The 26,523-nt window shown below is 68.7% G+C and carries 21 protein-coding genes and 1 tRNA gene; 12 read left to right on the forward strand and 10 right to left on the reverse strand.

What is annotated here, in order from left to right; all coding sequences use genetic code 11:
* The first annotated feature begins 129 nt into the window (after nt 1-129).
* Together AB0M76_RS02665 and AB0M76_RS02670 are read left to right on the forward strand one after the other, a co-directional pair.
* Nucleotides 130-348 carry an excisionase family DNA-binding protein gene (locus tag AB0M76_RS02665; protein WP_324289260.1) on the forward strand — a complete coding sequence of 73 codons (219 nt, stop codon included), beginning with the start codon at nt 130-132 and terminating at the stop codon, nt 346-348.
* Nucleotides 348-1,499 (forward strand): tyrosine-type recombinase/integrase, encoded by a 1,152-nt coding sequence (locus tag AB0M76_RS02670; RefSeq protein WP_365951161.1) that lies wholly within the window; start codon nt 348-350, stop codon nt 1,497-1,499. Before AB0M76_RS02665 ends, AB0M76_RS02670 begins: the two co-directional genes overlap by 1 nt.
* 81 nt (nt 1,500-1,580) lie before the next feature.
* Here the strand turns inward: AB0M76_RS02670 and AB0M76_RS02675 are convergent, their stop codons facing one another.
* The 3 genes from AB0M76_RS02675 to AB0M76_RS02685 all read right to left on the reverse strand — a co-directional run bounded on the left by AB0M76_RS02675 (nt 1,581) and on the right by AB0M76_RS02685 (nt 6,069).
* Nucleotides 1,581-2,075 carry a hypothetical protein gene (locus tag AB0M76_RS02675; protein WP_365951162.1) on the reverse strand — a complete coding sequence of 165 codons (495 nt, stop codon included), beginning with the start codon at nt 2,073-2,075 and terminating at the stop codon, nt 1,581-1,583.
* 48 nt (nt 2,076-2,123) lie between these two features.
* A complete protein-coding gene (locus AB0M76_RS02680) occupies nt 2,124-2,864 on the reverse strand; it encodes a hypothetical protein (RefSeq protein WP_365951163.1) in 741 nt (246 codons plus the stop codon).
* Between the two features lie 466 nt (nt 2,865-3,330).
* Nucleotides 3,331-6,069 carry an SIR2 family protein gene (locus AB0M76_RS02685; protein ID WP_365951164.1) on the reverse strand — a complete coding sequence of 913 codons (2,739 nt, stop codon included), beginning with the start codon at nt 6,067-6,069 and terminating at the stop codon, nt 3,331-3,333.
* 177 nt (nt 6,070-6,246) lie between these two features.
* On the opposite strand from AB0M76_RS02685, the gene AB0M76_RS02690 reads away from it, so the two are divergent.
* Entirely contained in the window at nt 6,247-7,284 is a 1,038-nt protein-coding gene (locus AB0M76_RS02690; RefSeq protein WP_365951165.1) for a hypothetical protein, read from the forward strand.
* A gap of 467 nt (nt 7,285-7,751) precedes the next feature.
* Here AB0M76_RS02690 and AB0M76_RS02695 read toward each other — a convergent pair whose 3' ends face one another.
* Together AB0M76_RS02695 and AB0M76_RS02700 are read right to left on the reverse strand one after the other, a co-directional pair.
* The gene (locus AB0M76_RS02695; protein WP_365951166.1) at nt 7,752-8,456 is read right to left on the reverse strand and encodes a restriction endonuclease; all 705 of its coding nucleotides are present in this window, start codon (nt 8,454-8,456) and stop codon (nt 7,752-7,754) included.
* 754 nt (nt 8,457-9,210) lie between these two features.
* Nucleotides 9,211-9,281 (reverse strand) — tRNA-Gly (locus tag AB0M76_RS02700).
* A 481-nt stretch (nt 9,282-9,762) separates the two neighbouring features.
* On the opposite strand from AB0M76_RS02700, the gene dcd reads away from it, so the two are divergent.
* Together dcd and AB0M76_RS02710 are read left to right on the forward strand one after the other, a co-directional pair.
* Complete coding sequence (gene dcd / locus AB0M76_RS02705; RefSeq protein WP_365951167.1) at nt 9,763-10,350, forward strand: dCTP deaminase; 588 nt, start codon at nt 9,763-9,765, stop codon at nt 10,348-10,350.
* On the forward strand, nt 10,347-10,847 hold the full coding sequence (locus AB0M76_RS02710; RefSeq protein ID WP_030304218.1) for a phosphoribosyltransferase: 501 nt from the start codon (nt 10,347-10,349) through the stop codon (nt 10,845-10,847). Before dcd ends, AB0M76_RS02710 begins: the two co-directional genes overlap by 4 nt.
* Before the next feature lie 70 nt (nt 10,848-10,917).
* On the opposite strand, the gene AB0M76_RS02715 is transcribed toward AB0M76_RS02710, so the two are convergent.
* Nucleotides 10,918-11,841 (reverse strand): Yip1 family protein, encoded by a 924-nt coding sequence (locus tag AB0M76_RS02715; protein ID WP_365951168.1) that lies wholly within the window; start codon nt 11,839-11,841, stop codon nt 10,918-10,920.
* Nucleotides 11,842-12,121: 280 nt separating this feature from the next.
* Between AB0M76_RS02715 and AB0M76_RS02720 the strand changes: the two genes are divergently transcribed.
* Nucleotides 12,122-13,174, forward strand: a complete 1,053-nt coding sequence (locus tag AB0M76_RS02720) for a hypothetical protein (protein WP_365951169.1) — start codon at nt 12,122-12,124, stop codon at nt 13,172-13,174.
* Between the two features lie 166 nt (nt 13,175-13,340).
* Here AB0M76_RS02720 and AB0M76_RS02725 read toward each other — a convergent pair whose 3' ends face one another.
* Complete coding sequence (locus AB0M76_RS02725; protein WP_365951170.1) at nt 13,341-15,971, reverse strand: (Fe-S)-binding protein; 2,631 nt, start codon at nt 15,969-15,971, stop codon at nt 13,341-13,343.
* A gap of 111 nt (nt 15,972-16,082) precedes the next feature.
* The gene (locus AB0M76_RS02730; protein ID WP_365951171.1) at nt 16,083-16,688 is read right to left on the reverse strand and encodes a sugar transferase; all 606 of its coding nucleotides are present in this window, start codon (nt 16,686-16,688) and stop codon (nt 16,083-16,085) included.
* A gap of 432 nt (nt 16,689-17,120) precedes the next feature.
* Between AB0M76_RS02730 and dnaK the strand changes: the two genes are divergently transcribed.
* The 4 genes from dnaK to AB0M76_RS02750 are packed head-to-tail and all read left to right on the forward strand — an operon-like array spanning nt 17,121 to nt 21,332.
* Nucleotides 17,121-18,965 carry a molecular chaperone DnaK gene (dnaK, locus tag AB0M76_RS02735; RefSeq protein WP_266996059.1) on the forward strand — a complete coding sequence of 615 codons (1,845 nt, stop codon included), beginning with the start codon at nt 17,121-17,123 and terminating at the stop codon, nt 18,963-18,965.
* Nucleotides 18,965-19,636, forward strand: a complete 672-nt coding sequence (gene grpE / locus AB0M76_RS02740) for a nucleotide exchange factor GrpE (RefSeq protein ID WP_365951172.1) — start codon at nt 18,965-18,967, stop codon at nt 19,634-19,636. The genes dnaK and grpE overlap by 1 nt, the downstream gene beginning before the upstream one ends.
* A gap of 39 nt (nt 19,637-19,675) precedes the next feature.
* Nucleotides 19,676-20,860: a molecular chaperone DnaJ gene (gene dnaJ / locus AB0M76_RS02745; protein ID WP_365951173.1), complete on the forward strand. Its 1,185-nt coding sequence runs from the start codon at nt 19,676-19,678 to the stop codon at nt 20,858-20,860.
* A 1-nt stretch (nt 20,861) separates the two neighbouring features.
* Nucleotides 20,862-21,332, forward strand: a complete 471-nt coding sequence (locus tag AB0M76_RS02750) for a helix-turn-helix domain-containing protein (protein ID WP_266627190.1) — start codon at nt 20,862-20,864, stop codon at nt 21,330-21,332.
* A gap of 97 nt (nt 21,333-21,429) precedes the next feature.
* Here the strand turns inward: AB0M76_RS02750 and AB0M76_RS02755 are convergent, their stop codons facing one another.
* Nucleotides 21,430-22,443, reverse strand: coding sequence for a helix-turn-helix transcriptional regulator (locus tag AB0M76_RS02755; RefSeq protein WP_078987796.1), 1,014 nt, complete (start codon nt 22,441-22,443; stop codon nt 21,430-21,432).
* Nucleotides 22,444-22,769: 326 nt separating this feature from the next.
* Between AB0M76_RS02755 and AB0M76_RS02760 the strand changes: the two genes are divergently transcribed.
* Nucleotides 22,770-23,084, forward strand: coding sequence for a hypothetical protein (locus AB0M76_RS02760; protein ID WP_030299141.1), 315 nt, complete (start codon nt 22,770-22,772; stop codon nt 23,082-23,084).
* 141 nt (nt 23,085-23,225) lie between these two features.
* Here AB0M76_RS02760 and AB0M76_RS02765 read toward each other — a convergent pair whose 3' ends face one another.
* Nucleotides 23,226-23,639, reverse strand: coding sequence for a pyridoxamine 5'-phosphate oxidase family protein (locus AB0M76_RS02765; RefSeq protein ID WP_365951174.1), 414 nt, complete (start codon nt 23,637-23,639; stop codon nt 23,226-23,228).
* Between the two features lie 142 nt (nt 23,640-23,781).
* Between AB0M76_RS02765 and clpB the strand changes: the two genes are divergently transcribed.
* On the forward strand, nt 23,782-26,382 hold the full coding sequence (clpB, locus tag AB0M76_RS02770; RefSeq protein WP_365951175.1) for an ATP-dependent chaperone ClpB: 2,601 nt from the start codon (nt 23,782-23,784) through the stop codon (nt 26,380-26,382).
* Nucleotides 26,383-26,523: the final 141 nt, after the last annotated feature.

The raw sequence follows: 26,523 nt of genomic DNA on the forward strand, positions 1-26,523 counted from the left end.
TGAACGACACGCCGGCCCGGATCTGGGGGTTGCCGCCCCCGTTCCAGCTGTGGCCAGAATCCGGAGCCCTGCTTGCGCCACCAGGCGATACCCCACACCTCCGTCCAGCGACTCCGCACCGCGAAGGAGGTGACCACCCCCGACACCTTCCTCACCGTGGAGCAGGCCGCCGAACGCCTCGGCACCGGCGTCCGTTTCATCCGGCGCCTCATCCAGGAACGCCGCATCGGCTACGCCAAGTTCGGCAAGCACGTCCGCATCGCCGACAGCGTCCTGGCCGCGTACATCGCTGCGAGCACCGTCCCCACGCTCCGCGACGCCCGTTCCCGCTTCGGGAAGGCGGCCTGATGGCGGCCCGCAAGCCGCAGCGGCGGCGCGAATTCGGCACCACCCGCCAGCTCCCGTCCGGCCGTTGGCAGGCGCGCTACTGGGCTCCCGACGGCACCCGGCGCAAGGCCCCGGAGACCTTCGCGACGAGGACCGACGCGCAGGACTGGCTCACCCTCACCAAGGCGGACATCCAGCGCAACCACTGGACCGACCCCGACGCGGGCAAGGTCAACTTCGAGGAGTACGCGCTCAAGTGGGTCGACGAGCGGGGCCTCGCCGCCACCACGGACGAGCTGTACCGCCGCCTCCTGCGCCTCCACGTCCTCCCCGGCTTCGGTGACCTCGACCTGGACGAGATCACCCCGCCGGTCGTGCGGACCTGGCGGGCCGAGCGCCTGGCCGCCACCGGCGCCACGACGGTGGCCAAGTCCTACCGGCTGCTGAAGGCCATCATGGAGACGGCGACCGACGACGAGCTGATCCGCCGGAACCCGTGCCGCATCAGGGGCGCGGGAAGCGAGCAGGCCAAGGAGCGCTCGACCGCGACCGTCGCCCAGGTCGACGCCCTCGCCGAGGCCATGGGCCCGCGCTGGCGGCTGATGGTGTACTTCTGCGCCTACGGCCCGATGCGCCCGGAGGAGCAGGCGGCCCTGCGCCGGACCTCGGTCACCCTGGACCCTCTGGCCGTACGGATCACGGAGGCGGCCCCGGAGCTGAACACCGGCCGCCGCGTCGAGGGCGACACCAAGTCTGCGGCGGGCGTCCGCACCATCCACCTACCGGCCTTCCTCTCCATGGAGGTCAAGCGGCACCTGGACTGGTTCGCGGAGAAGGAGCCCGACGGGCTGCTGTTCGTGGGGGAGAAGGGAGCGCCGTTCCGGCGCACGTCCTTCGGCCGGAAATGGGCCAAGGCCCGCGCGAAGGTCGGCCTCCCGAAGGACTTCCGCTTCTACGACCTGCGCCACACCGGCCACACCCTCTCCACCCAGTCCGGCGCGACCCTCAAGGACACGATGGTCCGCGCCGGCCAGTCCTCGGAGAAGGCCGCGATGATCTACCAGCACTCCGACGACGAACGCCAGCAGGAGGTCGCCGGAGGCATCGACGCGCGGGTCCGCGTGGCCAGGCAGAAGATGATCGACGTGCCTCGGCTGCCACGGGAAGCCTGAGGACACGTGTTGGGGCCAGGGCGCCGTGCTAGCTGCCCTGGCCCATTCGCCGACCGGCTTCCTAGGCGGGGGGCTCTGCGCTCACCCCAAGCCGTAAGCCTGCCGATAGGGCAGCTCGGCATCGGTGGCTCGCAGGAAATGAGGCTCGCGAGTCCTGCCTCCTGCTGTGTGGCAGGCGATTCCGGCAGCGGAGCCACAGCTCCGGCACTCCCAGTCCAGAGCGTCCTGTAGTCCCTGTGCCTTGATTTCGGCGAGTACGTCTCTGCGCCGATTCCACCAGCCATCGTTGTCGCCCGAACCACGCGGTGGTTCCGACCCTTGGTCTTCGAGGAACGCTCGCAGGCGTTCGGGATCAGCGAGCGGACCTGACAGAGGCTTGGTCGTCACGGCTGTCCTGGCCGCTTGTTCGTTGGCCTCCAGCTCGGCATCGAGGGCCTCGACGCGCCTCCGTAGGTGGCGCTCGAAGTCAGCGAGTGTTGCCTCGGGGTTCATGCCCGAGAAGTCCAGGGTCTCCAAGTGCAGGACTTGCAGGAAGCCAAGCCGCTGCCGCGCCTTGTGGTTGGTGAACTCGTTCATCGGGTACTGATCGCCTCTCATCGGCATCACGGCTGGTGAGGCCTGGGCTCAGAGGTATGGGGAGAACGTTGCTTCGAGACGCTTGACTGCGTCTTCGTGCGCGCGAAGGTGCGGCTGCATCACCCACACGTCTTCGCGAAACGGCTCGAAGCCCAAGGACTGCCAGCAGCGCTGGACAGGCGCCTTCTCACGAGCCTCCCTGGCCTCGTCATCCCGTTCGTCGATGGGGATGTCGATCGGGTAGGGGTGTGTTGCCACGATCGCTGCCCGACCGGCGACCCAGCGGAGCAGGCGGCTGATCAGCAGCCGCCCTACGCCACCGAGGCCACGCCACGCCGGCGCGATCCGGGCCCGATCGATGATGACGACGTGGGCGCCGTTCACCAGGCACTCTTCCAGATCGGGGTGGAGGCCAAGATCGCCGGACTTGTTGAAGAGTGGTGCGAAGTGCTCGTAGTCGGCGTCACGCGAGTCCAGCGAATCGTAGATGCGGCCGATGTGCCAGAGATCCAGCGTGATGCCGGACATGGCCAAGATCGTTAGCTCCCGACCGTCACCCTCGTTCTTGTCTGCGAGCGAAACGCCTGGGGTCAGCAATCGTGAGTTCTCGGCTGCGGCCTCGTCATCGTCCGGGTCCCACAGAGGTAGGACAGCGCGACAGCTCCATTCCAGGACCGCCGGGTCATCATGGGCGTCCGTCGCGACCAGAGGCGCTGCGGAATCAAAACGCAACTGCAGACGGTCCAGGCACGACAGCAGGTCTACCCCGCCAGGTGTGGCATCGGTCATGAGGTCACACGCTAGCCAGGGGCGGCATCGAGGGTGAGGCGTTTGGCGGTTTGAGCGGCGACCGCTTTCCTGCTGCGTGGGGTCCCATGCATGGAAGCCCTTTGCAGTGGCGATGAGGCGGGTGGCAGGCGCAGGAGTGACGCCGGCCACGAGGTCGGGGCTCACACCTCGGGCCGTTCCGGGCTTCGGAACGTGTGCGGATGGTCATCTGGCAAGGGCATGCGCGGGGCTTGGGGCACGCAGCGGGCGCGGCGAGGGCTGAGAGGTCTAGACAATGAAGAAGGCCCAGGTCGCTGACCTTCTTGCAAGAGCGGATGACGGGAATCGAACCCGCGCTTTCAAACGTTCGTGCGGGGGGTCGGTGCAGGCCATGCCTGTCCTGACCCGCGGCGGAGCGCTCGGGGCGGTCCTGCCGGGACGGGGGTGAACGCAACCAGACCCTGCTCCGCTCAGCAGCGGGTGCGTGTTATCGACTGGCCGACCAGCGAGGGCGGTCAGCCAGGCGGCGCAGGGTGCCGAAAGACAGCACGCCGCGCGGCTCTAGATCGACCTCGGTCGCCTGGAGTGCCTGCGCAGCAGCTTTGTTGAACATCGTTGCCAGCTGGCCACAGAGCTTGACGGTCGACAGCTGCCGCAACTCGTGGTGCGCTGGGGGGCAGTAGCGGCCCAGGTACTTCGAAGCGTTCTCCTCTCCACGGACGCGCTCCAACAGGATGGAGCAGAGGGCGGGGGCGTCCTTGGTGGCCGCGTCGCGGGTTTGGGCGTTCAGTGCCGCTGCTGACTTGGCAAGGCTTACCAGCGCGTAGCCCGCCCGGTCCTCGTCAAGCGTGAAGCCGACCTGGTCGTCCAGCGCAAGAGCGGCCAGGCCGGCCGATGTCTGGGCCTCCGCTTCGTCCCGGAGTGAGATCGAGAACTCCACCAGGAATGCCCTGACCGCCCTGTGGTAGTCCTCGTAGATCGCAAGTTCAGGCGCGAGCTTTCTAGCGTAGGCACCGGCTCTCTGCGCCCCTTCCAAACGGAGGGCCCGCAGCAGGGACACCCGTGACTCGAGGATCTTGCGACCGGTGCCCTGCACCGCCCCCTTTGCCGCCCAAACTGCCTGGGGTGCCGGCAGGTAGCGGGACAGCAGGTAGGCGTCGCGATAGCCCTCGAGGGTTGAAGCCTTCTTCACCAGGCGCTCCCCGCCAGCCTGCCCCACGAGTTCGTAGACCTTCGAGGCGGTTCCTTCCCGGTGTAGGTAGTCGACCACTGTTGCTGCGATGGAGGGATGCCGGCAGTAGACACGATTGCCAGCGAAGGTCACTGCGGCCTCCCGGCCGAGCGTTTGAAGGATCTTTCCGTCGGCGAAGATCGGGTCGAGCCCCACCATGGCCGCGATGACCGACCTGCTGGCTCCCTTGCCGCGGTTGCCGTCCTTGTCGAGCGCGTGCTGCATTACGCAGATGCCCCCGAAGATGTCGCCGAGGTCGACGGAGTCTGTCAGCTTGATCTCGTGCAGCTTGCGCACCAGATCCTCCACACGCGCACCCAGACCCGCCCCGTACCGGACGTCGAGAACCGCTCCGAAGAGCGTGTTGCTCTCGGCGGCCATGGTGCCGGCCGACGCCGCGAGGCGCTCCGCGACGGTGCCGATCTCTTGGGGTCCGTCCGGCAGCAGTCCAAGCCCCTGCCAGGTCAGTGCGATGTTCCTGGCATCGTCATCAGTGATGCCGTGGAACAGGACGTCCTCGATCCACGGTTGCAGTGTCGAGCCGGCGCCCTGCCACCACAGCCGGTCTTGACTGGCGAGCAGAAAGGCGATGCCCGACCCCTCGGCTGCCCAGACGTCCTTCGTGGACACCATGTCGTCCATGATCAGGTCGGCCTCGTCGACGCAGATCAGGGTCTTACCGGCCGCGCGAACGTCGCTCAGCCAGTCCTTGGTCAACCGTGGCGCGCCCGGTTCCCGCCACAGCACGTTCCACTCCGGTCGTGAGGCCGCCACCGCGTGGGCCACCTGGCGCAGGGCCAGGGACTTGCCCTCGCCGAGCGGACCGATGGCCACCGCACCGCCACCACCGCCGACCCGCAGGCACTCGACCACCTTCTGCTCCAGGGAGACCGTCGAGCTGAGGACGGGCCAGCACCCCGGCGCGGCGTCCGCCCACAGAGGCTGGCTGCCCTCCGCGAAAGCCCCTGGCTGGTACGAGGCCGAGTCAGTCAAAGTGCGCGGCACCCGCGAGTACCCGTAGTACGAAGAGGCCTGCTCGGTCTCCGTCTCGTCTCGCTCCAACTCGTCGGTGAACAGCTCGTGCCCGTCGACGCCGAGGTAGAGGGTGAAGCCGGGAGCACCTACGAAGTCACTGAGAGCGCCGCTCGCTACAGAGGCGGCGTCTGTTTCATACGCCGCCCAGAGCACCTCGGCCTCCAGCAGGTCGGCCTTGTTGTCGAGGATCTGGCTGCGCAGGCTCCTCATGAAGCTATCGAGCCACCCGCTGTAGCCCACCACCAGCACAACTGAGTTGGTGAGTAGCCGTCTCAGTAGATCGTCCAGTCCAGGGCGGGCGGAGGTGATCCTTGTCGGTACGTTGCTCGTCGCCTGACCGGTCCAGTAGCCGTGGATATGCAGTACCGGGTAGGCGATGGTTTCGTTCAGCTGCCCTATTGCCGGGGCAGTGTCGGTGGGAACGGGGATCGGGACTGCTGGAATGCCGACCTGACCGAGGGCGATCTCGATCAGCGGGTCGAAGTTTGTGGTGATGATTGGGCCCCGTACCCGCCCGCTCAGCGACTTGAAGAACTGTGCGAACTGCTGGTACCCGCGTGGAACGATCCAGTTTCCCGTCCTCGCGTACTCACGGCAGCGCTCCTCGTCCCTGGCAACCTCCGCCACGTCTCTCTCGGGCACGTCGGGGCACGCCTGGAGCACAGCTGTCCGGATCGCCCGCATGACCGTGGGCTCACCTGCTTGCTTGGTCAGCACTGCTGCCGCGCTTTGGTATTTGACTCCGGGGTCTGAGGCATCTGCGACAGTCGCATCGAACCTGGCCAGGCCGGCCCTCGGCACATGGTCCCGGAAGATGTCCGTTAGCTGGGGGACACTGGGGAGGACCTCGCTGCTGATCCCCGAACCGAACACGGTGACAAGGCGTCGGTCAGCCTCCTCGGCCAAGACCTGGAGGCGGATCTTGAGGTCGGTGATGTCACCGAAGTCGATAGGGCCCATGAACCGATCCAACCACTGCGGCTGGGGAGGCGCACAGCATCCGTAGCGCCTTCCCGCCGTACCCACTGTTTTAAGTCACCTCTGAACGGTCCTAGTTCGCTGATCTCTGACAGGTCGCCGATACTCATATTGGTCCGTGTTGGGCCCGAGGTAGAGGGGACCCCACTGTTGAGTCCGTTGCAGCTCGCCATCACGGTGATCCTCACCGCTTCCGGGATCGCCCTGCAGATCTGGTCGTCCGCGCCGAACCAGGCCGAGCGGCAGTACGCCCTCCAACTCCCCTCTGTTCTGCTGTACTCGCTCGCTGCGGCGCTCTTCCTGTTCTCGATCTTCCCGGATTCGCTGACGGAGGGCAGGGCGTTGGGGTTCGGCCTCAGCGGTGCGGCGGGGTTCGCCGCCTTCTTCATGTTGATGTCCTTCACATGGCTCGCCAAGACCCGCCGACGAGATGAAGTGGCTGCCCAGTTGAAGAAGGCGCAGAGCGAGAACACTTCTTTGCGGAGGAAGCTGGCAGGCGAACGCCCCACGGGAGAAGGCCCGCGTCCGCTCGCGCAGTCCACCCGGTACGACGTCCCCCTGCGTGGCAGCAGGCGGCATCGGGTCGGCGTGGTTACGGGAAATCTCGCGGATGTGCTCGGCGTCGACGTGTGGGTCAATCCAGAGAACACCCGCATGGAGATGTCCCGCGTCGACGAGCCGACCGTTTCCGCTGCGATCCGCTATCACGGGGGTCGTCGGGACGACGTTGGACATATGGTCGACGACGTCATCGCCAAGGGACTCGCCGAGCGGATGGATGGGCGGCAGCACGTGTCGGCGGGCCAGGTGATGGTCACCGGACCAGGCGAGCTGCTGGAAAGCCATCAGGTCCGAAAGATTGTGCATGTTGCCGCGGTTGAGGGGGAACCTGGCTCTGGCTACCGCCAGGTGATGGACCTGGCGCGGTGCGCCCGCAACATCCTGGCTGAGATTGACCGGCTCGCCGAGGCGGGGGAGCCACTGCGCTCTGTCGTATTGCCGCTGCTGGGAACCGGCGGGGGCAACAGTGATTTGCACCGCACCGTAGACACCCTGCTGGCGGCCACCGTGAGCTACTTCGAAGCTCATCCGGCCTCACGCATCCGGATCGTCTATCTGCTGGCCTACACGGACGTGCAAGAAGCCGTCTGTCGGACAGCCCTCGATGCCCGTCCCGAGCTCTCGACGGGGGCTTGAGCCGCGTATCGTCGTGAGGCTCGGCAGCCCGGGTGATGCCCGATTGGGCGGTGGCGGTGCTCGGGAGCCTTGGGTGACGAATTCCGGTACGGGATTCGGCGCAGGCATACCGTGCCGGGGTGACGCATGCGACCCGAGGAGTCGAGAGTCGGTGTTGCACGGGCCACAAGCTGAGGGTGAAGCGCATCGCTTGGCAGCGGCCTTGCTGATGCCGGCTGCGAATGTATTCGCGTACGCCTCCCGCAACCCGAGCACCCATTCGATCCAGCAGGCGAAGTGGCGCTGGAAGATCGCCGCCATCCCACGACGCTCGCGACCTCGAACTGCGGCCGGCGGACCTCAACGACATCCGCTTCGGCCCCAGAGCAGACGGGGCGGCTGCAGCGGGATGCTGCGCTCTTCCCATCTGCGTGTTTGGGCCTACCTCGGGCCCGGGCCCGGGTGTCCTGTGAGGTGGCCCAGGCATATCACGAGAGCGAACTCGGTTTCCGGGGTGGGGGGACGGCGTGGAGGAGTTCCCACAGGGGGCGGGAGCCGGTGGCCCACTGGGCGAGGAGGTGGCGGTCGACGAGGTGGAGGCGCTGGGACTTGGCGAAGTCGAGGGCGGGCCGGGAGAAGCGGCCGTTGGTGAGCATGACGAGGACGTCGCCGCCGTGTATCTGGCGGCCGGTGCCGTTGAGGACCTGGAGGTCCGGGGTGCCGACCGCGGACCCTTGCCAGCCGGCCTTGCGGTGCTTGCACTGGATGACCCAGCGGCGGCCGTAGGGGTCGGTGGCTTTGACGTCTGCGCCGTTGTCGCCCCGGCCGCCGACCTTCTGGGCGTCGGCGCAGCCGTCGCGGTGCATGAGGTCCCGTACGGCGAATTCGAAGTCGTTGTGGTGGAGGCTGTCGAGGTGTTCGACGGCGTAGCGCAGGCCCTGGGCCCGGATCTGGTCCCAGCGGGCGGCCTCCTGGCGCCGTCGCAGCCACAGCGCGCCCGCGACGCCGGCCGCGAGGAGGCCGAGTACCAGAACCCAGGGATGGGTAGCGAGCCACGACATCACTGCCACGACGAGGCTGAGGGCCACGAGGCCGACCAGGCCGATGAGCCACAACTCCTCCGATCCGGTGGCCTTCCGGCGCCGCGCTGCTGTGGTGCGCCTGCGCTTCTTCGCAGGTGGGCGGGGGCTCACCTGCCCTTCCCCGTGCTGGGGAAGACGATCGGATAGGAGACCGTCGGTATGGGGTGGGGTGCTGGGCGGTTTTCCCACGCCGGCCACTTGATCGGGTAGATCACCGTCGACTGCGGCCTGGGTAACTCCTGACCCGAGCCTGCTCCGGCCCCCGCAGATGTTGTTCCGTTCCCGAAGACGATCACTCCGGCGACGATCAGGCCGAGCAGCGCGGTCTCCCGCCGGGCCCCGGCAGGGAGCCGGACGTGGCCTTTGACCCGAGTGCCATCTGCCCGGAAGTAGTCATTGATCCAGGGCACAGCTGTATCCCCCCACCAGTCGCGATGCGCCTCCCTGCGCACCGGACCCATGAAAGCACCCACCACTGACAACGCGTCACCTACTTGTCACCATTCGTGATCATCTGCTGAGCCGGGGCCGGCCTGCCTGCGCTTTGGTGGGGAGTGCCCTAGGCGGCATTCGGAGGTGCAGGAGAGAGTGTCGCGCCGTCGCCAACTTGGCCGCGCGGGCGGTGTGGTTGATGGGCTGCTTCAGGGTTGCGAACAGGCGAATCTGAGCGCCCATGTGGTGCGGGTCACATGAAATGCGTCTCGCGATGCGAGACGGTTCCGCGTCCGGGTGGTGCAGGTGGTGCACGAAAAGCCCTCCGAGCAGGGCGTTTCTGCGAGTTGGGGCACGTGGAGGGCACGGAAGGGCCTGAGAGGTCTAGACAACGAAGAAAGGCCCAGGTCGCTGACCTGGGCCTTCTTGCAAGAGCGGATGACGGGAATCGAACCCGCGCTATAAGCTTGGGAAGCTCATGTTCTACCATTAAACTACATCCGCATAACGTTCCAGTTGCCTGGAGCGGTAGCGTTGCACACTCTACCCCATGATCGACCCCCGGCGAATCGGCCGCGGGGTCGTCGTCGTGTGTGGGGTACACGGAGGGTCGTGGGGACGGGAGTTGGGGCGTACCGTGCGGGTGCGCAGTAGTGCTCGAGGGCCGCTGGAGTGGCGGCTGGAGCAGGTCGCGATCATCCCCTAATGTGGCGATTCGTCGCAGTACAGCAGGTTGGGGAAAGGGACTCGATGGAGAACACCGTCGTCCGTTGTGCCGAAGGGCACGTTTTCAGTACCGCTTCATTCCCGCTGCAGCACCTCGGTGCCGGCCGGATCGGGCCCGGGCGGCTGCTGCGGTGCCCGCGGTGTGCGCGGCTGAGGCATGCCGTGCCCGTCGGTGCGGCCGTCAAGCGATAGTCCGACAGGCGCGCGGGCGCCCGCTCTCGATTGCGGGACGCCCGCGCGCACTGCGTATCCTCGGGACGTGCTTCTCTCAGACAAAGACATCCGGGCCGAGATCGACAGCGGACGGGTTCGCATCGACCCGTTCGAGGAATCGATGGTGCAGCCCTCCAGCATCGATGTACGTCTCGACCGCTTCTTCCGGGTGTTCGAGAACCACCGCTACGCCCACATCGATCCGGCGGTCGAGCAGCCCGACCTGACCCGGATGGTCGAGCCGGAGGGCGACGAGCCCTTCATCCTGCACCCGGGGGAGTTCGTACTCGCCTCGACGTACGAGGTCATCTCGCTGCCCGAGGACATCGCCTCCAGACTGGAGGGGAAGTCCAGCCTGGGCCGCCTGGGCCTGGTGACGCATTCGACCGCCGGGTTCATCGACCCCGGGTTCTCGGGGCACGTCACGCTCGAGCTGTCGAACCTCGCCACCCTCCCGATCAAGCTGTGGCCCGGGATGAAGATCGGGCAGCTGTGCATGTTCCGGCTCAGCTCGCCCGCCGAGTTCCCGTACGGGAGCGAGCGGTACGGATCGCGGTACCAGGGCCAGCGCGGCCCGACGGCCTCGCGCTCCTTCCAGAACTTCCACCGCACCCAGGTGAGGCACGAGGCATGAGTGACGCAGTACGCGAGAACCTGAACTACGAGGGCTTCGGGCGCGCCGTCCGCGAGCTCGCGCAGACCATCGCCGACGACGGCTACGAGCCCGACATCATCCTGAGCATCGCCCGCGGCGGCGTCTTCGTCGCCGGCGGTCTGGCGTACGCGCTCGACTGCAAGAACATCCACCTCGTGAACGTCGAGTTCTACACGGGTGTCGGGACCACGCTGGAGATGCCGGTCATGCTGGCGCCCGTGCCCGAGGCGATCGACTTCACCGACAAGAAGGTCCTCATCGCCGATGACGTGGCCGACACCGGGAAGACGCTGAAGCTCGTCCACGACTTCTGCCTGGGCCACGTCGCCGAGGTGCGGTCCGCCGTGATCTACGAGAAGTCGCACTCGCTCGTGAAGTGCGAGTACGTGTGGAAGAAGACCGACGAGTGGATCAACTTCCCGTGGTCGGTCGAGCCGCCCGTCGTGAAGCGTGAGGGTCAGGTTCTCGACGCCTGATCCGGGTTGATGGATGGAGGGAGGGGCCCCGGCGCTTGTGCGCCGGGGCCCCTCCCTCGTAGCCAGTTGCCTACAGCGTGCCCAGCTTGATGATCGACAGCAGTGCGACCAGCTGGATCGCGGACGCGCCCAGCGCCTTCGGCCACGGCAGGTCGTGCGACTTGCTGACGAGTGAGGTGAACAGGGCGCCGGCCGCCAGCCAGGTCACCCAGCCCAGCACCTGCACGAACATGTTGTCGCCGCCCAGGAACACGGCGAAGAGCAGGCGCGGCGCGTCCGTGATGGACATGACCAGCATCGACAGGCCCACGGTCGGCTGCCACGCGCCGTCGCCGCCCAGCTGGCGGGCCAGGGTGTGCGTGACGCCGCCCAGGATCAGCCCGCAGATGACGAAGGCCACGCCCGCGCTGAGGACGATCGGGACGGCGTTGGCGAGGGTGGCGCCCATGACGTCCTTGCGGGCGTCGTCGAGGCCGAAGACCGCGAGCAGCCCGTACAGGAACGTCACGATCAGCGCCGGGCCCCAGACGGCATAGTCACGCATCTGAAGGAACGTCGTCCCCGGCCGCATCACGATGCCGCGGAGCAGTTCCTTCCACGGCAGCCGCGGGCCCGTCGGCGCGGCCGCCGCGGCGCCCGCGTGGTACGTCGCGCCCTGGTTGTACGGGTCCTCGCCGTACGCGAAGACCTGGGTGTGCCCCGGGTTGTCGTTCGCGTACGAGCCGCCGCCCGCGCCTCCCTGGCCGTACGGGGGCTGCTGCTGCCCTTCGGGAGGCGGCTGCTGCTGTCCGTACGGCTGTCCGTACGGGTCGAAGTACTCGGGCTCGCCATGGCCTCCGGCGGCGGGCTGCTGAGGCCACTGCTGCTGGGGAGGGTAGGGCTGCTGGCCGTACGGCGCCTGCTGCGGTTGCTGCTGACCGTACGGCTGCTGCCGCGGGGGTTGTTGGGGAGCGCGGTTGTTGTCCCTGCCGCGTCCGATCCTGAATCCAGCCACGTGATCGAACGTACCTGGTCCGGGGAGCGGTGGTGGGCGGGCCGCCGGAATAAGCACCCTTTGCGGCTGACCTGTGACATCCCCTAGGGGAACCCCGGGGGCTGTCCCCACCACGGAGGAGGGGTGGGAATTGTCGGGTTTACATGGTTGCGGTGGAGTCTGTGGGGGGTCGTTACATTGCCTACGGATTACGTAGATGTCGGGTCCGTAGCTTCGTGTCTGTCGCCGACGAGCCATGAGCACCGAGCACCGAGCACCGAGCTACGAGAAGAGCCCCCACATGCGCAGCACTCGCCGCACCACCCTTCGCACCGCCGCCGTCTTCGCCGGCGCGGCCACCGTTCTGGCCCTCCCGGTCGGGTCCGCGTTCGCGGACTCGCCGTCCGTGCCGGGGCCGGAGGTTCTGCCCGGGGTTGAGCAGCCCGCGACGGACCCGACGGATCCGGCTGGGCCGGTCGACCCTGTGCCCCCGGTGGATCCGGCCGTGCCGGCGGTGGACCCGACGGTCGACCCGACCACGCCGCCGGTCAAGCCGGAGAAGCCGACCCGGGCCTTTGTGACCACGGTCAAGCTCGCGGACGGGTCGATCGCCAAGGTCTACAAGATCAGCGGCAACCACTTCGAGGCCGAGATCTTCGCCGGGTCGACGAAGCTGGACACGCTGGTCAGCAAGGGGGGCAACCCGGCGTACGGGCAGAACAACGGCCTGCACGTCGTCCTGCAGCCGAACGGGACCGTGACCTCGTGGGTGGAGGGGGAGCAGAAGCCGAAGCCGAGGCCGAAGCCGGTGGAGAAGCCGAAGCCCGTCGAGAAGCCGAAGCACGAGGTCGAGGAGGTCAAGAAGGAGAGCTCGGTCCGGATCACCATGCCGGACGGTCGGATCGCGAAACTGATCGACGGCCCGAAGGGCAAGCGCGTCGAGATCTCGATGCCGAACGGGAACCTGCTCGGGACCGTCGACCTGAAGCACCCGAGCGCGCTGAACGACGGCTGGACGTACCGGATCGTCCAGGACGGGAAGCGCGTGAAGTTCGTCGTCATCGACGGGAAGGGCGGCGGGAGCAGCTGGGTGTACGACTTCGACGGGAAGCTGATCGAGAAGTACACCGCCGAGGGGGCGGGCGCGGGTGCAAGTGCAGGTGCAGGTGCAGGTGCCAAGAAGGCGGGGGCGGGGGAGCGTGTGGTGCCGAAGGGCGGCGTGAAGGCCGGGGCGGAGGGGGCCGCTACGGGTGACACGCCGATGCTCGTTGCCGCCGGCGGGGGGTTGGCTGCCGTGGGGGCGGCGGGGCTGGGCTTCGCCCTGCTGAAGCGGGGCCGCGCCGACCAGTCCTGACCGGGCCGGGGCCGGGCCGGGGCCGGGCCGGCCGCTGCGCGGGGCCTTCTCCCCCACCCCGCCCCTTCCCGAAACCGGGGGCTGGCGCCCCCGGGCCCCCGAACGCCGGAACGGCCGGTCCCTTGAGCGGGGACCGGCCGTTCCGGCGTCGCGTTCTGCGGACGGACTACTTGGCGTTGCCGCCGTCGGCCGACGCCTTCGGCTCGGCCTCGGCGTCCGCCTCGGCCTCAGGCTTTGCGGCGGCGTCAGCGGCCGTTTCGGCCGCGGCCGCAGTCGCCGGCTCGGTGTCCGCCTTTGCCGCAGCTTCGGTATCCGCCTTGGCTTCGGCGTCTGCCGTGGCCTCGGTCTCGGCCTTGGCAGCAGCCTCAGCGTCTGCGGCGGTCGCCGGCTCGGTCTCAGCCTCAGCCTCGGTCTCAGCCTTGGCCTTCGCGGCAGCCTCAGCCTTGGCCTCAGCCTTGGCCTCGGCCTCGGCCTTGGCAGCAGCCTCCGCCTTGGCCTTCGCCGCGGCTTCTGCCTCCGCCTTGGCCTCGGCCTCCGCCGCCTGTTCGGCGGCCAGGGCCTCGGCCGCCAGTTCTGCCTCCGTCGGGGCCGGGGCCTTCACCGACTCCAGGAGGAGCTGGGCCACGTCCACGACCTGGACGGATTCCTTCGCCTGGCCGTCGTTCTTCTTGCCGTTGACCGAGTCCGTCAGCATCACCAGGCAGAACGGGCAGGCCGTCGAGATGATGTCCGGGTTCAGGGACAGGGCCTCGTCGACGCGCTCGTTGTTGATGCGCTTGCCGATCCGCTCCTCCATCCACATCCGCGCGCCACCGGCGCCGCAGCAGAAGCCCCGCTCCTTGTGGCGGTGCATCTCCTGCTGGCGCAGCCCCGGCACGGCCGACATGATCTCGCGCGGCGGCGTGTAGACCTTGTTGTGCCGGCCCAGGTAGCAGGGGTCGTGGTACGTGATCAGGCCGTCCACCGGCGTGACCGGCGTCAGCCGGCCCTCGTCGATCAGGTGCTGGAGCAGCTGCGTGTGGTGGATGACCTCGTACTCGCCGCCCAGCTGCGGGTACTCGTTCGCGATGGTGTTGAAGCAGTGCGGGCAGGTGGAGACGATCCGCTTCGCGGACTTCGGCTTCTTCGTCGACGGGTCGTCGTCGTCCTCGCCGAAGGCCATGTTCAGCATGGCCACGTTCTCCTGGGCCAGCTGCTGGAACAGAGGCTCGTTGCCCAGGCGGCGCGGGGAGTCACCGGTGCACTTCTCGTCGCCGCCCATGATCGCGAACTTGACGCCCGCCATGTTCAGCAGCTCCGCGAAGGCCTTCGTGGTCTTCTTCGCGCGGTCCTCGAGAGCGCCCGCGCAGCCGACCCAGTACAGGTAGTCGTACTCGGAGAGGTCCTCGGCGTCCTTGCCGACGATCGGGACCTCGAAGTCGACCTCCTTGGTCCACTCCACGCGCTGCTTCTTGGCCAGACCCCAGGGGTTGCCCTTCTTCTCCAGGTTCTTGAGCATCGTGCCCGCCTCCGACGGGAACGCGCTCTCGATCATCACCTGGTAGCGGCGCATGTCGACGATGTGGTCGATGTGCTCGATGTCGACCGGGCACTGCTCGACGCAGGCACCGCACGTCGTGCAGGACCACAGCACGTCCGGGTCGATGACGCCGTTCTCCTCGGCCGTGCCGATGAGCGGGCGCTCCGCCTCCGCCAGCGCCGCCGCCGGGACGTTCGCCAGCTGCTCCGCCGTGGCCTTCTCGTTGCCCTCCATGTCCTTGCCGCCGCCGGCGAGCAGGTAGGGGGCCTTGGCGTGCGCGTGGTCGCGCAGCGACATGATCAGGAGCTTCGGCGACAGGGGCTTGCCGGTGTTCCACGCCGGGCACTGCGACTGGCAGCGGCCGCACTCCGTACACGTGGAGAAGTCGAGGATGCCCTTCCAGGAGAACTGCTCGACCTGGGAGACGCCGAAGACGTCGTCCTCGCCCGGCTCCTCGAAGTCGATCTCCTTGCCGCCGCTCGTCATCGGCAGGAGCGCGCCCAGCGCGGTCGCGCCGTCGGCGTTGCGCTTGAACCAGATGTTCGGGAAGCCGAGGAAGCGGTGCCACGCCACACCCATGTTGGTGTTGAGCGAGACGACGATCATCCAGATCAGCGAGACGCCGATCTTGATCATCGCGGTGAAGTAGATGGCGTTCTGCAGGGTGCCGAGCGAGAGGCTCTTGAACGCCAGGACCAGCGGGTACGAGGCGAAGTACGCCGGCTCGTACGAGTCCACGTGGTGGATCGCGCCCTCGAGCCCGCGCAGCGTCAGGATCGCGAGGCCGATGGTGAGGATCACGTACTCGACGAAGTACGCCTGCCAGGCCTTCGAGCCGGTGAAGCGCGACTTGCGGCCCGCCCGGGACGGCAGCGACAGCAGGCGGATGACGATCAGCACGGCGATGCCGAGGATCGTCATGATGCCGATGAACTCGATGTAGAGCTCGAACGGCAGGAAGCCGCCGATGATCGGCAGCGTCCAGTCGGCCTGGAAGAGCTGTCCGTACGCCTGGACCAGCGTCGGCGGCAGCGTCAGGAAGCCGATCGCGACGAACCAGTGCGCGAAGCCGACGATGCCCCAGCGGTTCATCCGGCTGTGGCCGAGGAACTCCCGGACCAGGGTGAGCGTTCGTGCCTTCGGATCGTCCGTACGGCTGCCTGCCGGTACGGGTTGTCCGAGCTTCACGAAGCGGTAGATCTGCGCCACGGCTCGGGCGAGCAGCGCGACGCCGACCACGGTCAGGACCAGCGACACGATGATCGCGGCGAGTTGCATGGGGAGGGCTCCTCGGGCGGGACTTACTAAGCGGTAACTTATTGAGTCAAGGCTTGAGGTTACCCATTCCCCGCGCCGCAATGTAGGTGAGCGTGCGGTGATCTGTGTCGCTCAGGCATGCCTCTGTCGGCACCGCTGCCGGTAGGCCGCCCGAGGGGTCTGAGCCAGGATCGCGAGATCCATCCCCAGCCAATGGCTCTCCACATAGTGCCGGTCCAGCAGGGCCATCTCCTCCCAGGGGAGGTCGGATCGTGCGCTGACCTGCCATAAACCGGTCATTCCGGGCCGTACGAGGAGCCGGTCGGCCCGGTCCGTACGCGGCTCCGCGCGCGGCCCGACCAGTGACATCTCGCCGCGGAGCACGTTCAGCACTTGCGGGATCCCGTCCAGGGCGCACCGCTCCACGGCCGCGCCGAGCCGGCCCGCCGCGTCCGTACGCAGCCGCCAGGCCAGGAACGGCCGCCCGGCCAGCCCGGCCGCCGGCTCCCGTACGAAGACCCGGCCGCCCTGGGCTGCGTACAGCAGGGCGGCGGCGAGCAGCAGCGGCGCCGCGAAGACCCCGAGCAGCGCCACGGCCCCGAGGAGGTCGACCACCCGCTTCGCCGAGAGGTCCGGGCGGTACGGGAGCGAAAACGGGGGCGGGGACGGGCGTGGAGTCGCGGGTCGCCGCCGCACGAGGCGCCGGATCGGGGGGAGCGTGAGCGGCGGCAGCGGCATGGGGGCACCCTGCATGCGCCTCCGGCGGGTTTCCGTGATGCCGCGCAGTGGACCACCCCAGCGTCGCCCGCTCGGCCCCCCGGTGCGGCCCCGATGCGACCCCGGCGCCGCCCCCCCATGCGGCCCCCATGCGGCCCCCGTGGGGCCCGCCGTGGCGCCGCCGCGACCCCTGTGGCCTGCCGTCACCCGGTCGGTTTCGAGTGGCCCTGGAGCGCTTCCGGACCGCCTCGCCCGCCCGCCCCCGTGGGGCGTTTCCGCAGGTGGGGCCCTCGCACCCGGCCGTCCCGCGGCTGCGCGGCGCCGCCCGGGAGGCCCGCGTGAGCGTAAGTCCGAGATAAAAGTTGAGCCCCCTCCACTCACCTCTGTTGACGCCAGCGCAGCGTTACGGCATGGTTGAGCCTGTTCCACTCAAGTCAGCTGGAGGAAATCAAAATGGCACGTGCGGTCGGCATCGACCTGGGCACCACTAACTCCGTCGTCAGCGTTCTGGAAGGCGGCGAGCCCACCGTCATCACCAACGCCGAGGGCGCCAGGACCACGCCGTCCGTCGTCGCCTTCGCCAAGAACGGCGAGGTCCTCGTCGGCGAGGTGGCGAAGCGCCAGGCGGTCACGAACGTGGACCGCACCATCCGCTCCGTCAAGCGCCACATGGGCACTGACTGGAAGATCAACCTGGATGGCAAGGACTTCAACCCGCAGCAGATGAGCGCCTTCATCCTGCAGAAGCTGAAGCGCGACGCCGAGGCCTACCTGGGTGAGAAGGTCACGGACGCGGTCATCACCGTCCCGGCCTACTTCAACGACTCCGAGCGTCAGGCGACGAAGGAAGCCGGTGAGATCGCGGGTCTGAACGTCCTGCGCATCGTCAACGAGCCGACCGCCGCCGCCCTGGCCTACGGCCTGGACAAGGACGACCAGACCATCCTCGTCTTCGACCTCGGTGGCGGCACCTTCGACGTGTCGCTCCTCGAGATCGGCGACGGCGTCGTCGAGGTCAAGGCCACCAACGGTGACAACCACCTCGGTGGTGACGACTGGGACCAGCGCGTCGTCGACTACCTGGTGAAGCAGTTCGCCAACGGCCACGGCGTCGACCTCTCCAAGGACAAGATGGCGCTCCAGCGTCTGCGCGAGGCCGCCGAGAAGGCGAAGATCGAGCTGTCCTCCTCCACGGAGACCACGATCAACCTGCCCTACATCACGGCTTCCGCCGAGGGCCCGCTGCACCTGGACGAGAAGCTCACGCGCGCCCAGTTCCAGCAGCTGACCGCGGACCTCCTGGACCGCTGCAAGACCCCGTTCCACAACGTCATCAAGGACGCCGGCATCCAGCTGTCCGAGATCGACCACGTGGTCCTGGTCGGCGGCTCCACCCGCATGCCGGCCGTCGCCGAGCTCGTCAAGGAGCTGACCGGCGGTCAGGACGCGAACAAGGGCGTCAACCCGGACGAGGTCGTCGCCATCGGCGCCACCCTCCAGGCCGGTGTCCTCAAGGGTGAGGTCAAGGACGTCCTGCTCCTCGACGTGACCCCGCTGTCCCTCGGTATCGAGACCAAGGGCGGCATCATGACCAAGCTCATCGAGCGCAACACCACGATCCCGACCAAGCGGTCCGAGATCTTCACGACGGCCGAGGACAACCAGCCGTCCGTGCAGATCCAGGTCTACCAGGGTGAGCGCGAGATCGCGGCGTACAACAAGAAGCTCGGCATGTTCGAGCTGACCGGCCTGCCGCCGGCCCCGCGTGGCGTCCCGCAGATCGAGGTCTCCTTCGACATCGACGCGAACGGCATCATGCACGTCACGGCCAAGGACCTTGGCACGGGCAAGGAGCAGAAGATGACCGTCACCGGCGGCTCCTCGCTCGGCAAGGACGAGGTCGACCGCATGCGCCAGGAGGCGGAGCAGTACGCGGACGAGGACCTGCGCCGCAAGGAGGCGGCCGAGTCCCGCAACCAGGGCGAGCAGCTCGTCTACCAGACGGAGAAGTTCGTCAAGGACAACGAGGACAAGGTCCCGGCCGAGGTCAAGACCGAGGTCGAGGCCGCCGTCTCCGAGCTGAAGGAGACCCTCAAGGGCGAGGACACGGCCGCGATCCGCACCGCGACCGAGAAGCTCGCCGCGGTCAGCCAGAAGCTCGGCCAGGCCATCTACGCCGACGCGCAGGCCGCCCAGGGCGCAGCCGGCGCCGGCGAGGGCCAGCAGGCCAAGCCCGAGGACGACGTCGTCGACGCCGAGATCGTCGACGAGGACAAGCCGAAGGGCGGCGCTGCCTGATGTCGGAGGAGACCCCGGGTTTCGACGAGAAGCCCGAAGTCCCCGCCGGCGCCACGCCTGACGACGCCGCCGAGCCGAAGGCCGCAGCTTCCTCCGAGGAGGAGGCCGCGGCCCCGGCCGGGGACTCCGGAGCACCGTCCGCTCAGGAGACGGCTCTCCTGGCGCAGCTGGACCAGACCCGTACCGCGCTCGGCGAGCGCACCGCGGACCTCCAGCGGCTCCAGGCGGAGTACCAGAACTACCGCCGCCGGGTGGAGCGGGACCGGATCGCCGTCAAGGAGATCGCGGTCGCGTCCCTCCTGACGGAACTGCTCCCGACCCTGGACGACATCGGCCGGGCGCGGGACCATGGCGAGCTGGTCGGCGGCTTCAAGTCGGTGGCCGAATCGCTGGAGACCGCGGCGGCCAAGATGGGCCTGCAGCAGTTCGGCAAGGAGGGCGAGCCCTTCGACCCGACGATCCACGAGGCCCTGATGCACTCGTACGCGCCGGACGTCACCGAGACGACCTGCGTGGCGATCCTGCAGCCGGGGTACCGGATCGGCGAGCGTACGATCCGCCCCGCGCGGGTCGCGGTGGCCGAGCCCCAGCCCGGGGCCGCCCCCAAGTCCGAGTCCGCGGACGGCGACACGCCTTCGGACAAGGACGCGGATGCCCCCGACGAGGGCTGACGCAGCAACCGTAGAGGCACGAGAGGAGGGACACCGGGGATGAACACGAAGGACTTCGTCGAGAAGGACTACTACAAGGTCCTCGGTGTCCCGAAGGACGCCACCGAGGCCGAGATCAAGAAGGCGTACCGGAAGCTCGCGCGCGAGTTCCACCCGGACGCCAACAAGGGCGACGCCTCGGCCGAGGAGCGCTTCAAGGAGATCTCCGAGGCGAACGACATCCTCGGCGACGCCAAGAAGCGCAAGGAGTACGACGAGGCCCGCGCCCTGTTCGGGAACGGCGGCTTCCGCCCCGGTCCCGGCGGGGGCGGCTCGTTCAACTTCGACCTGGGCGACCTCTTCGGCGGCACCCAGCCGGGTGGCGGCGCGGGCGGCGGGTTCGGCGGCGGCGGCGGTCTGGGCGACGTCTTCGGCGGACTGTTCAACCGCGGCGGCGCGGGCCCCGGTACGCGTGTCCAGCCGCGCCGCGGCCAGGACATCGAGTCGGAGGTCACCCTCTCCTTCACGGAGGCGGTGGACGGGGCCACGGTCCCGCTCCGGATGTCCTCCCAGGCGCCCTGCAAGGCCTGTTCGGGCACCGGCGACAAGAACGGCACGCCGCGCGTGTGCCCGACCTGCGTCGGCACCGGCCAGGTATCGCGGGGCAGCGGCGGTGGCTTCTCGCTGACCGACCCCTGCGCCGACTGCAAGGGCCGCGGCCTGATCGCGGAGACCCCCTGCGACGTCTGCAAGGGCAGCGGGCGGGCCAAGTCCTCCCGCACCATGCAGGTCCGGATCCCGGCGGGCGTCTCCGACGGCCAGCGGATCCGGCTGCGCGGCAAGGGCGCTCCGGGCGAGCGCGGCGGTCCCGCCGGAGACCTCTACGTGGTCGTCCACGTGGACAGCCACCCGGTGTTCGGCCGCAAGGACGACAACCTGACGGTCACCGTCCCGGTGACGATCGCCGAGGCCGCCCTGGGCGCCGACATCAAGGTCCCGACCTTGAACGGCCCCTCGGTGACGCTGAAGCTCCCGCCGGGCACCCCCAGCGGCCGCACGATGCGGGCCCGCGGCAAGGGAGCGGTCCGCAAGGACGGCAGCCGCGGGGACCTGCTGGTGACGGTGGAGGTCGCTGTTCCGGCCTCGCTGTCGGACAAGGCCCGCGAGGCGCTGGAGATGTACCGCGACGCGACGGAGTCGGAGGACCCGCGCGCCGTGCTGTTCGAGTCCGCGAAGGGAGCATGACATGGACGGCCGCCGACGACCGCCCCGGTTCGGCAACGGGGCGTACGAACTGACCGACGAGACCCCGGTCTACGTGATCTCGGTGGCCGCCCAGCTCTCGGGCCTGCATCCGCAGACCCTGCGCCAGTACGACCGCCTCGGCCTGGTCTCCCCGGACCGGACGGCCGGCCGCGGCCGGCGCTACTCGGCCCGCGACATCGAACTGCTCCGCACGGTGCAGGCGCTGTCCCAGGACGAGGGCATCAACCTGGCCGGCATCAAGCGGATCATCGAGCTGGAGAACCAGGTCGCCGCGCTCCAGCAGCGCGTGGCCGAGCTCTCGGCGGCGGTGGACGGCGCGGCGGCCGTGCTCCAGCAGCGCGAGGCCCAGGTGCACGCCTCGTACCGGCGAGATCTGGTCAAGTACCAGCCGCCGGTACCGGGCAGCGCCCTGGTCGTCTGGCGCCCCGCGCCGAAGCGCCAGAGCGACTGACCTCGGCTTCCTCCGGCTGCACGACGCGCAAGCCCTGCATGCACGCACAGGCCCCGCCCGGGATCCCCGGGCGGGGCCTGGCGCGTTCCGGTGCGTTTCAGTCGCCCTCGTCCTCGAGGATCCCGGAGCGGGCGATGAGGAAGCCGAGTTGGGCGCGGCTGCCGCTGCCGAGGGTGCTGGCGAGCTTCGCGATGTGCGCGCGGCAGGTCCGTACGTTCATGCCCAGCCGGCGGGCGATGGCCTCGTCCACGTGGCCCTCGATGAGGAGCTGCGCGATGGTGCGCTGCACGCCCGAGATGCCGCCGCGGGTGTGCTGGTACGTGACTTCCTCCTGGAGGGGCACAGCGCGGTGCCACAGCTGCTCGAACACCTTGATGAGGTAGTCGACCAGGCCCGGGTGGCGCAGCTCCAGGGCGACCTGGCGGTCGTCGCTGGCCGGGATGAAGGCGACGGTCCGGTCGAAGATGATGAGGCGCTCGAAGAGCTCCTCCAGCGTGCGCACCTCGACCTTGCCCGCCTTGAGGAGGTCGACGTACGCGAGCGTGCCGCGGCTGTGCCGGACGGTGTGCTGGTAGAGGGTCCGGATCCGGACACCGCGGTCGGTCAGCGGCTGGTCGCGCTCCAGGGCCTCCGTGAGCTCGAGGCTGGGGCGGGCGCCGCCGGGCTGGATGGTGAGCATCTCGGTGTGGCACTCGGCGGTGGCGAGGTTGAGGGCCGCGTTGATGGGGTCGAAGCCTTCGAGCACGGTGATGGCGTGGGTGCTTGCCGGATTCTGCGCACTGATGGCGAGAAACGGCTCGAAAGCCTCGGACAGTTCGAGAGAATCCCGGCGTCTGTCGCGGATTTCCCGTTCGATCGGATGCAGCCGCTGTGCGAGTGCCACCGCCGGTGGAACCGGACGGAGCGAATTGGCGTCATCAGGGTCTGGCTGCAACAACGCCAGATCGAGCAGGCAAGGTGCCGTTTTGACGTCCCCACGTGCGATACGTCCGGTCCGCAGCGCGCTCGTGTAGAGCCGTGCCCCCTCGCTGCACAGCTCCGTGACCGAGTGGGGATGTGTCGCTTTTGTTCTGTTTATGGTCAAATCTCCACCCCCCAGGGTCCTGAACATGCAAGAACATGATGCATCGTCCCTGTGGCAGTGATGTGCCTGAATGAGCCATCGTCTGACAGGCGGGGGAGAGGATTTCATCAAGTGAGGACGAAGCCGACCATGAACAAGAGAATGCTTCGCTCGGCGCTTGCCACCGTCATCTTCTCGGCTGTGGCCGGTCTGGGACTTGCCGGGGTCACCCTGGGGGGCGCCGAAGGGGGTGCCGCAGGCCTCCGAGCGGCGCCGCTCGAGGACAGTGGATGGCGCGCGGCACCGATGGACAGCGGATGGCGCTCGGCCCCCGTCGACGCCGATGCCGGCACCCTTGCCGTGGAGACCGCGGTATGACCCCCGACGACCGCGGATTCCGTCGCGAAATGGCCTCTGCCTACCGCTCCGGCTGGCAGTTCATCGACCTCGCCACGGCCATCCCCCACCCTGGCGACTCGTTGATGGTCACCCTGTTCGGACAGCCCATCGTCATCACGCGCGAGGAGGACGAGGACGTCCGGGCGTACCGGTGCCTGCGCCGCCCCCGCGGCGCGCCGCAGCCCGTCCGCTGCGAGGTGCGCTACGGAATGGTCTTCGTCAACCTTGATCAGCGCGACCACCAGCTCTTCGAACCCGATATCACCACCGCCACCCCCCGCAGTGCCTGAAGCGATTCCCCCGTCGTTGCAGATCGCTCCAGGTGCTCCCCCACACAACGGCGCCATCGTGGACCTGACCACGATGGCGCCGTTGTGATGTCCGCGTCCAGTCCTTGAACCGGACAAGGTGAAAGCTGAACTGTTTTCGGTTCAGGCGCGGCCCATCGCCCGGTCGAGGGCGATCTCCATGACGACCCGGTCCGGGTTGGGCGAGGGCGTCCGCCCGTAGCGCTCCGCGTAGCGCGCCACCGCCTCGGCGACCGAGGCCTCGTCCGTACGGATCACCGCGTGCCCCTCCAGGGTCGCCCAGCGGCGTCCTGCCATCTGGCACACCGCCACCCGGGCCGGGCCCTGCTCCGTCCCCTGGGCCGCCAGCACGTTGCGGATCTTCTTGCTGTTCTTGTTGCTGATCACCCGGGCCAGGCCGGCCTCCGGGTCGTACGTGACGCCCACCGGCACCACGTGCGGGGTCCCGTCGGGGCGCGGGGTGGTCAGCGTGCAGACGTGCCGCTCCCGCCAGAAGGCGAGGTACTCGGGCGTCGGGTTGCGTACGTCAAGAGCCATGGCCCGAGGGTACGGGAGGGCACCGATACTGCCCTTGAGTGGAATAGACTCAACTTTGCGCACGCTGCCATACTCAAAGAGCGAGACTGGAAGAGCGAGACCCAAAGCCTGTGTCTGACCTGTCTGAGAGGAGAAGTCGCACGTGGATGCCGAGCTGACCAACAAGAGCCGGGACGCCCTGAACGCGGCCACCAGCCGGGCCGTGAAGGACGGCCACGCGGATCTGACCCCGGCGCACCTGCTGCTGGCCCTGCTCGCCGGCGAGGACAACGAGAACATCACCGACCTCCTCGCGGCCACCGAGGCCGACCAGGCGGCGGTCCGGAACGGCGCCGAGCGGCTGCTGGCGGCCCTGCCCAGCGTCACCGGTTCCACGGTCGCGCCCCCGCAGCCCACCCGCGAGCTGCTCGCCGTACTCGCCGAGGCCGACCAGCAGGCCGGGAAGCTCGGCGACGAGTACCTCTCCACCGAACACCTCCTCATCGCGATCGCCGCCAAGGGCGGCGCGGCCGGTGAGGTCCTTTCCACCCAGGGCGCGACGGCGAAGACGCTGCTGGACGCCTTCGAGAACGCACGAGGAGGACGGCGGGTGACCACCCCCGATCCCGAGGGCCAGTACAAGGCCCTCGAGAAGTTCGGCACGGACTTCACGGCGGCTGCGCGTGAGGGCAAGCTCGACCCCGTCATCGGCCGCGACCAGGAGATCCGGCGCGTCGTCCAGGTCCTGTCGCGCCGTACGAAGAACAACCCGGTGCTCATCGGCGAGCCCGGCGTCGGCAAGACGGCCGTCGTCGAGGGCCTCGCGCAGCGCATCGTGAAGGGCGACGTCCCCGAGTCCCTCAAGAACAAGCGGCTGGTCTCCCTCGACCTCGGCGCGATGGTCGCGGGCGCGAAGTACCGCGGCGAGTTCGAGGAGCGGCTGAAGACGGTCCTCGCCGAGATCAAGTCCAGCGACGGCCAGATCATCACCTTCATCGACGAGCTGCACACCGTCGTCGGCGCGGGCGCCGGCGGCGATTCGGCCATGGACGCGGGCAACATGCTCAAGCCCATGCTGGCCCGCGGCGAGCTGCGGATGGTCGGCGCGACCACGCTCGACGAGTACCGCGAGCGGATCGAGAAGGACCCGGCGCTGGAGCGGCGCTTCCAGCAGGTGCTCGTCGCCGAGCCGTCCGTCGAGGACACGATCGCGATCCTGCGCGGGCTCAAGGGGCGCTACGAGGCCCACCACAAGGTCGTCATCAACGACAGCGCGCTGGTGGCCGCCGCGACCCTCTCCGACCGGTACATCACCTCCCGCTTCCTCCCCGACAAGGCCATCGACCTGGTCGACGAGGCTGGGTCCCGCCTCCGCATGGAGATCGACTCCTCGCCGCTGGAGATCGACGAGCTGCAGCGCTCGGTCGACCGCCTGCGGATGGAGGAGCTGGCGCTGAAGAACGAGTCCGACCCGGCCTCGATCGAGCGCCTGGAGAAGATCCGCAAGGACCTGGCGGACCGGGAGGAGGACCTGCGGGGCCTGACCGCCCGCTGGGAGAAGGAGAAGCAGTCCCTCAACCGCGTCGGCGAGCTCAAGGAGCGCCTGGACGACCTGCGCGGCCAGGCCGAGCGCGCACAGCGCGACGGCGACTTCGACACCGCCTCCAAGCTGCTCTACGGGGAGATCCCGACGCTGGAGCGCGAGCTGGCCGAGGCCACCGAGGAGGAGGAAGAGGCCTCCAAGACCGGAACCTCAAAGGGCACCATGGTCAAGGACGAGGTCGGCCCCGACGACATCGCGGACGTGGTCGGCGCCTGGACGGGCATCCCGGCCGGCCGTCTTCTCGAAGGGGAGACGCAGAAGCTGCTGCGCATGGAGGACGGGCTGGGCCGCCGCCTGATCGGCCAGGGCGAGGCCGTACGGGCCGTCTCGGACGCCGTACGCCGCACCCGGGCCGGGATCGCGGACCCGGACCGCCCGACCGGCTCGTTCCTCTTCCTGGGCCCGACGGGCGTGGGCAAGACGGAGCTGGCCAAGGCCCTCGCGGACTTCCTCTTCGACGACGAGCGGGCCATGGTCCGCATCGACATGTCGGAGTACTCCGAGAAGCACAGCGTGGCCCGCCTGGTCGGCGCCCCGCCCGGGTACGTCGGCTACGAGGAGGGCGGCCAGCTCACCGAGGCCGTACGCCGCCGCCCGTACTCCGTGGTGCTCCTGGACGAGGTCGAGAAGGCCCACCCCGAGGTCTTCGACATCCTGCTCCAGGTCCTGGACGACGGGCGCCTCACGGACGGCCAGGGCCGCACCGTGGACTTCCGCAACACGATCCTGATCCTGACCTCGAACCTGGGCAGCCAGTTCCTGATGGACCCGTCGACCTCGGCGCAGGAGAAGCGCGACCGGGTCCTGGAAGTGGTCCGGGCCTCCTTCAAGCCGGAATTCCTCAACCGCCTCGACGACCTGGTGGTTTTCTCCGCGCTGAACGCGCAGGAGCTGGCGAGGATCGCCGAGCTCCAGATCGGCAGCCTCGCCAAGCGCCTGGCGGAGCGCCGCCTGACCCTGGACGTCACCCCCGACGCCCTGGCCTGGCTGGCGGACAAGGGCAACGACCCGGCGTACGGCGCCCGCCCGCTGCGCCGCCTGATCCAGACGGCGATCGGCGACCGCCTGGCCAAGGAGATCCTGGCGGGCGAGGTCCGCGACGGCGACACCGTACGGGTCGACGTGGCCGGCGAGGACCTCATCGTCGGCAAGGCCCTCTGAGGCGCTCTGCGGGGTTCGTCCCCCTGTCGGCCTTATCGGCGGTTTACTCCTGTCCGCCCTGCGCGGATCGTAGGTGCGGGGGTGGACAGGGGGTGGGAGCTATGGGGGAGGATGACATCATCCGCACGAAGGGAAATCACG

Source organism: Streptomyces sp. NPDC051364, assembly GCF_040682115.1.
Classification (GTDB): Bacteria; Actinomycetota; Actinomycetes; order Streptomycetales; family Streptomycetaceae; genus Streptomyces.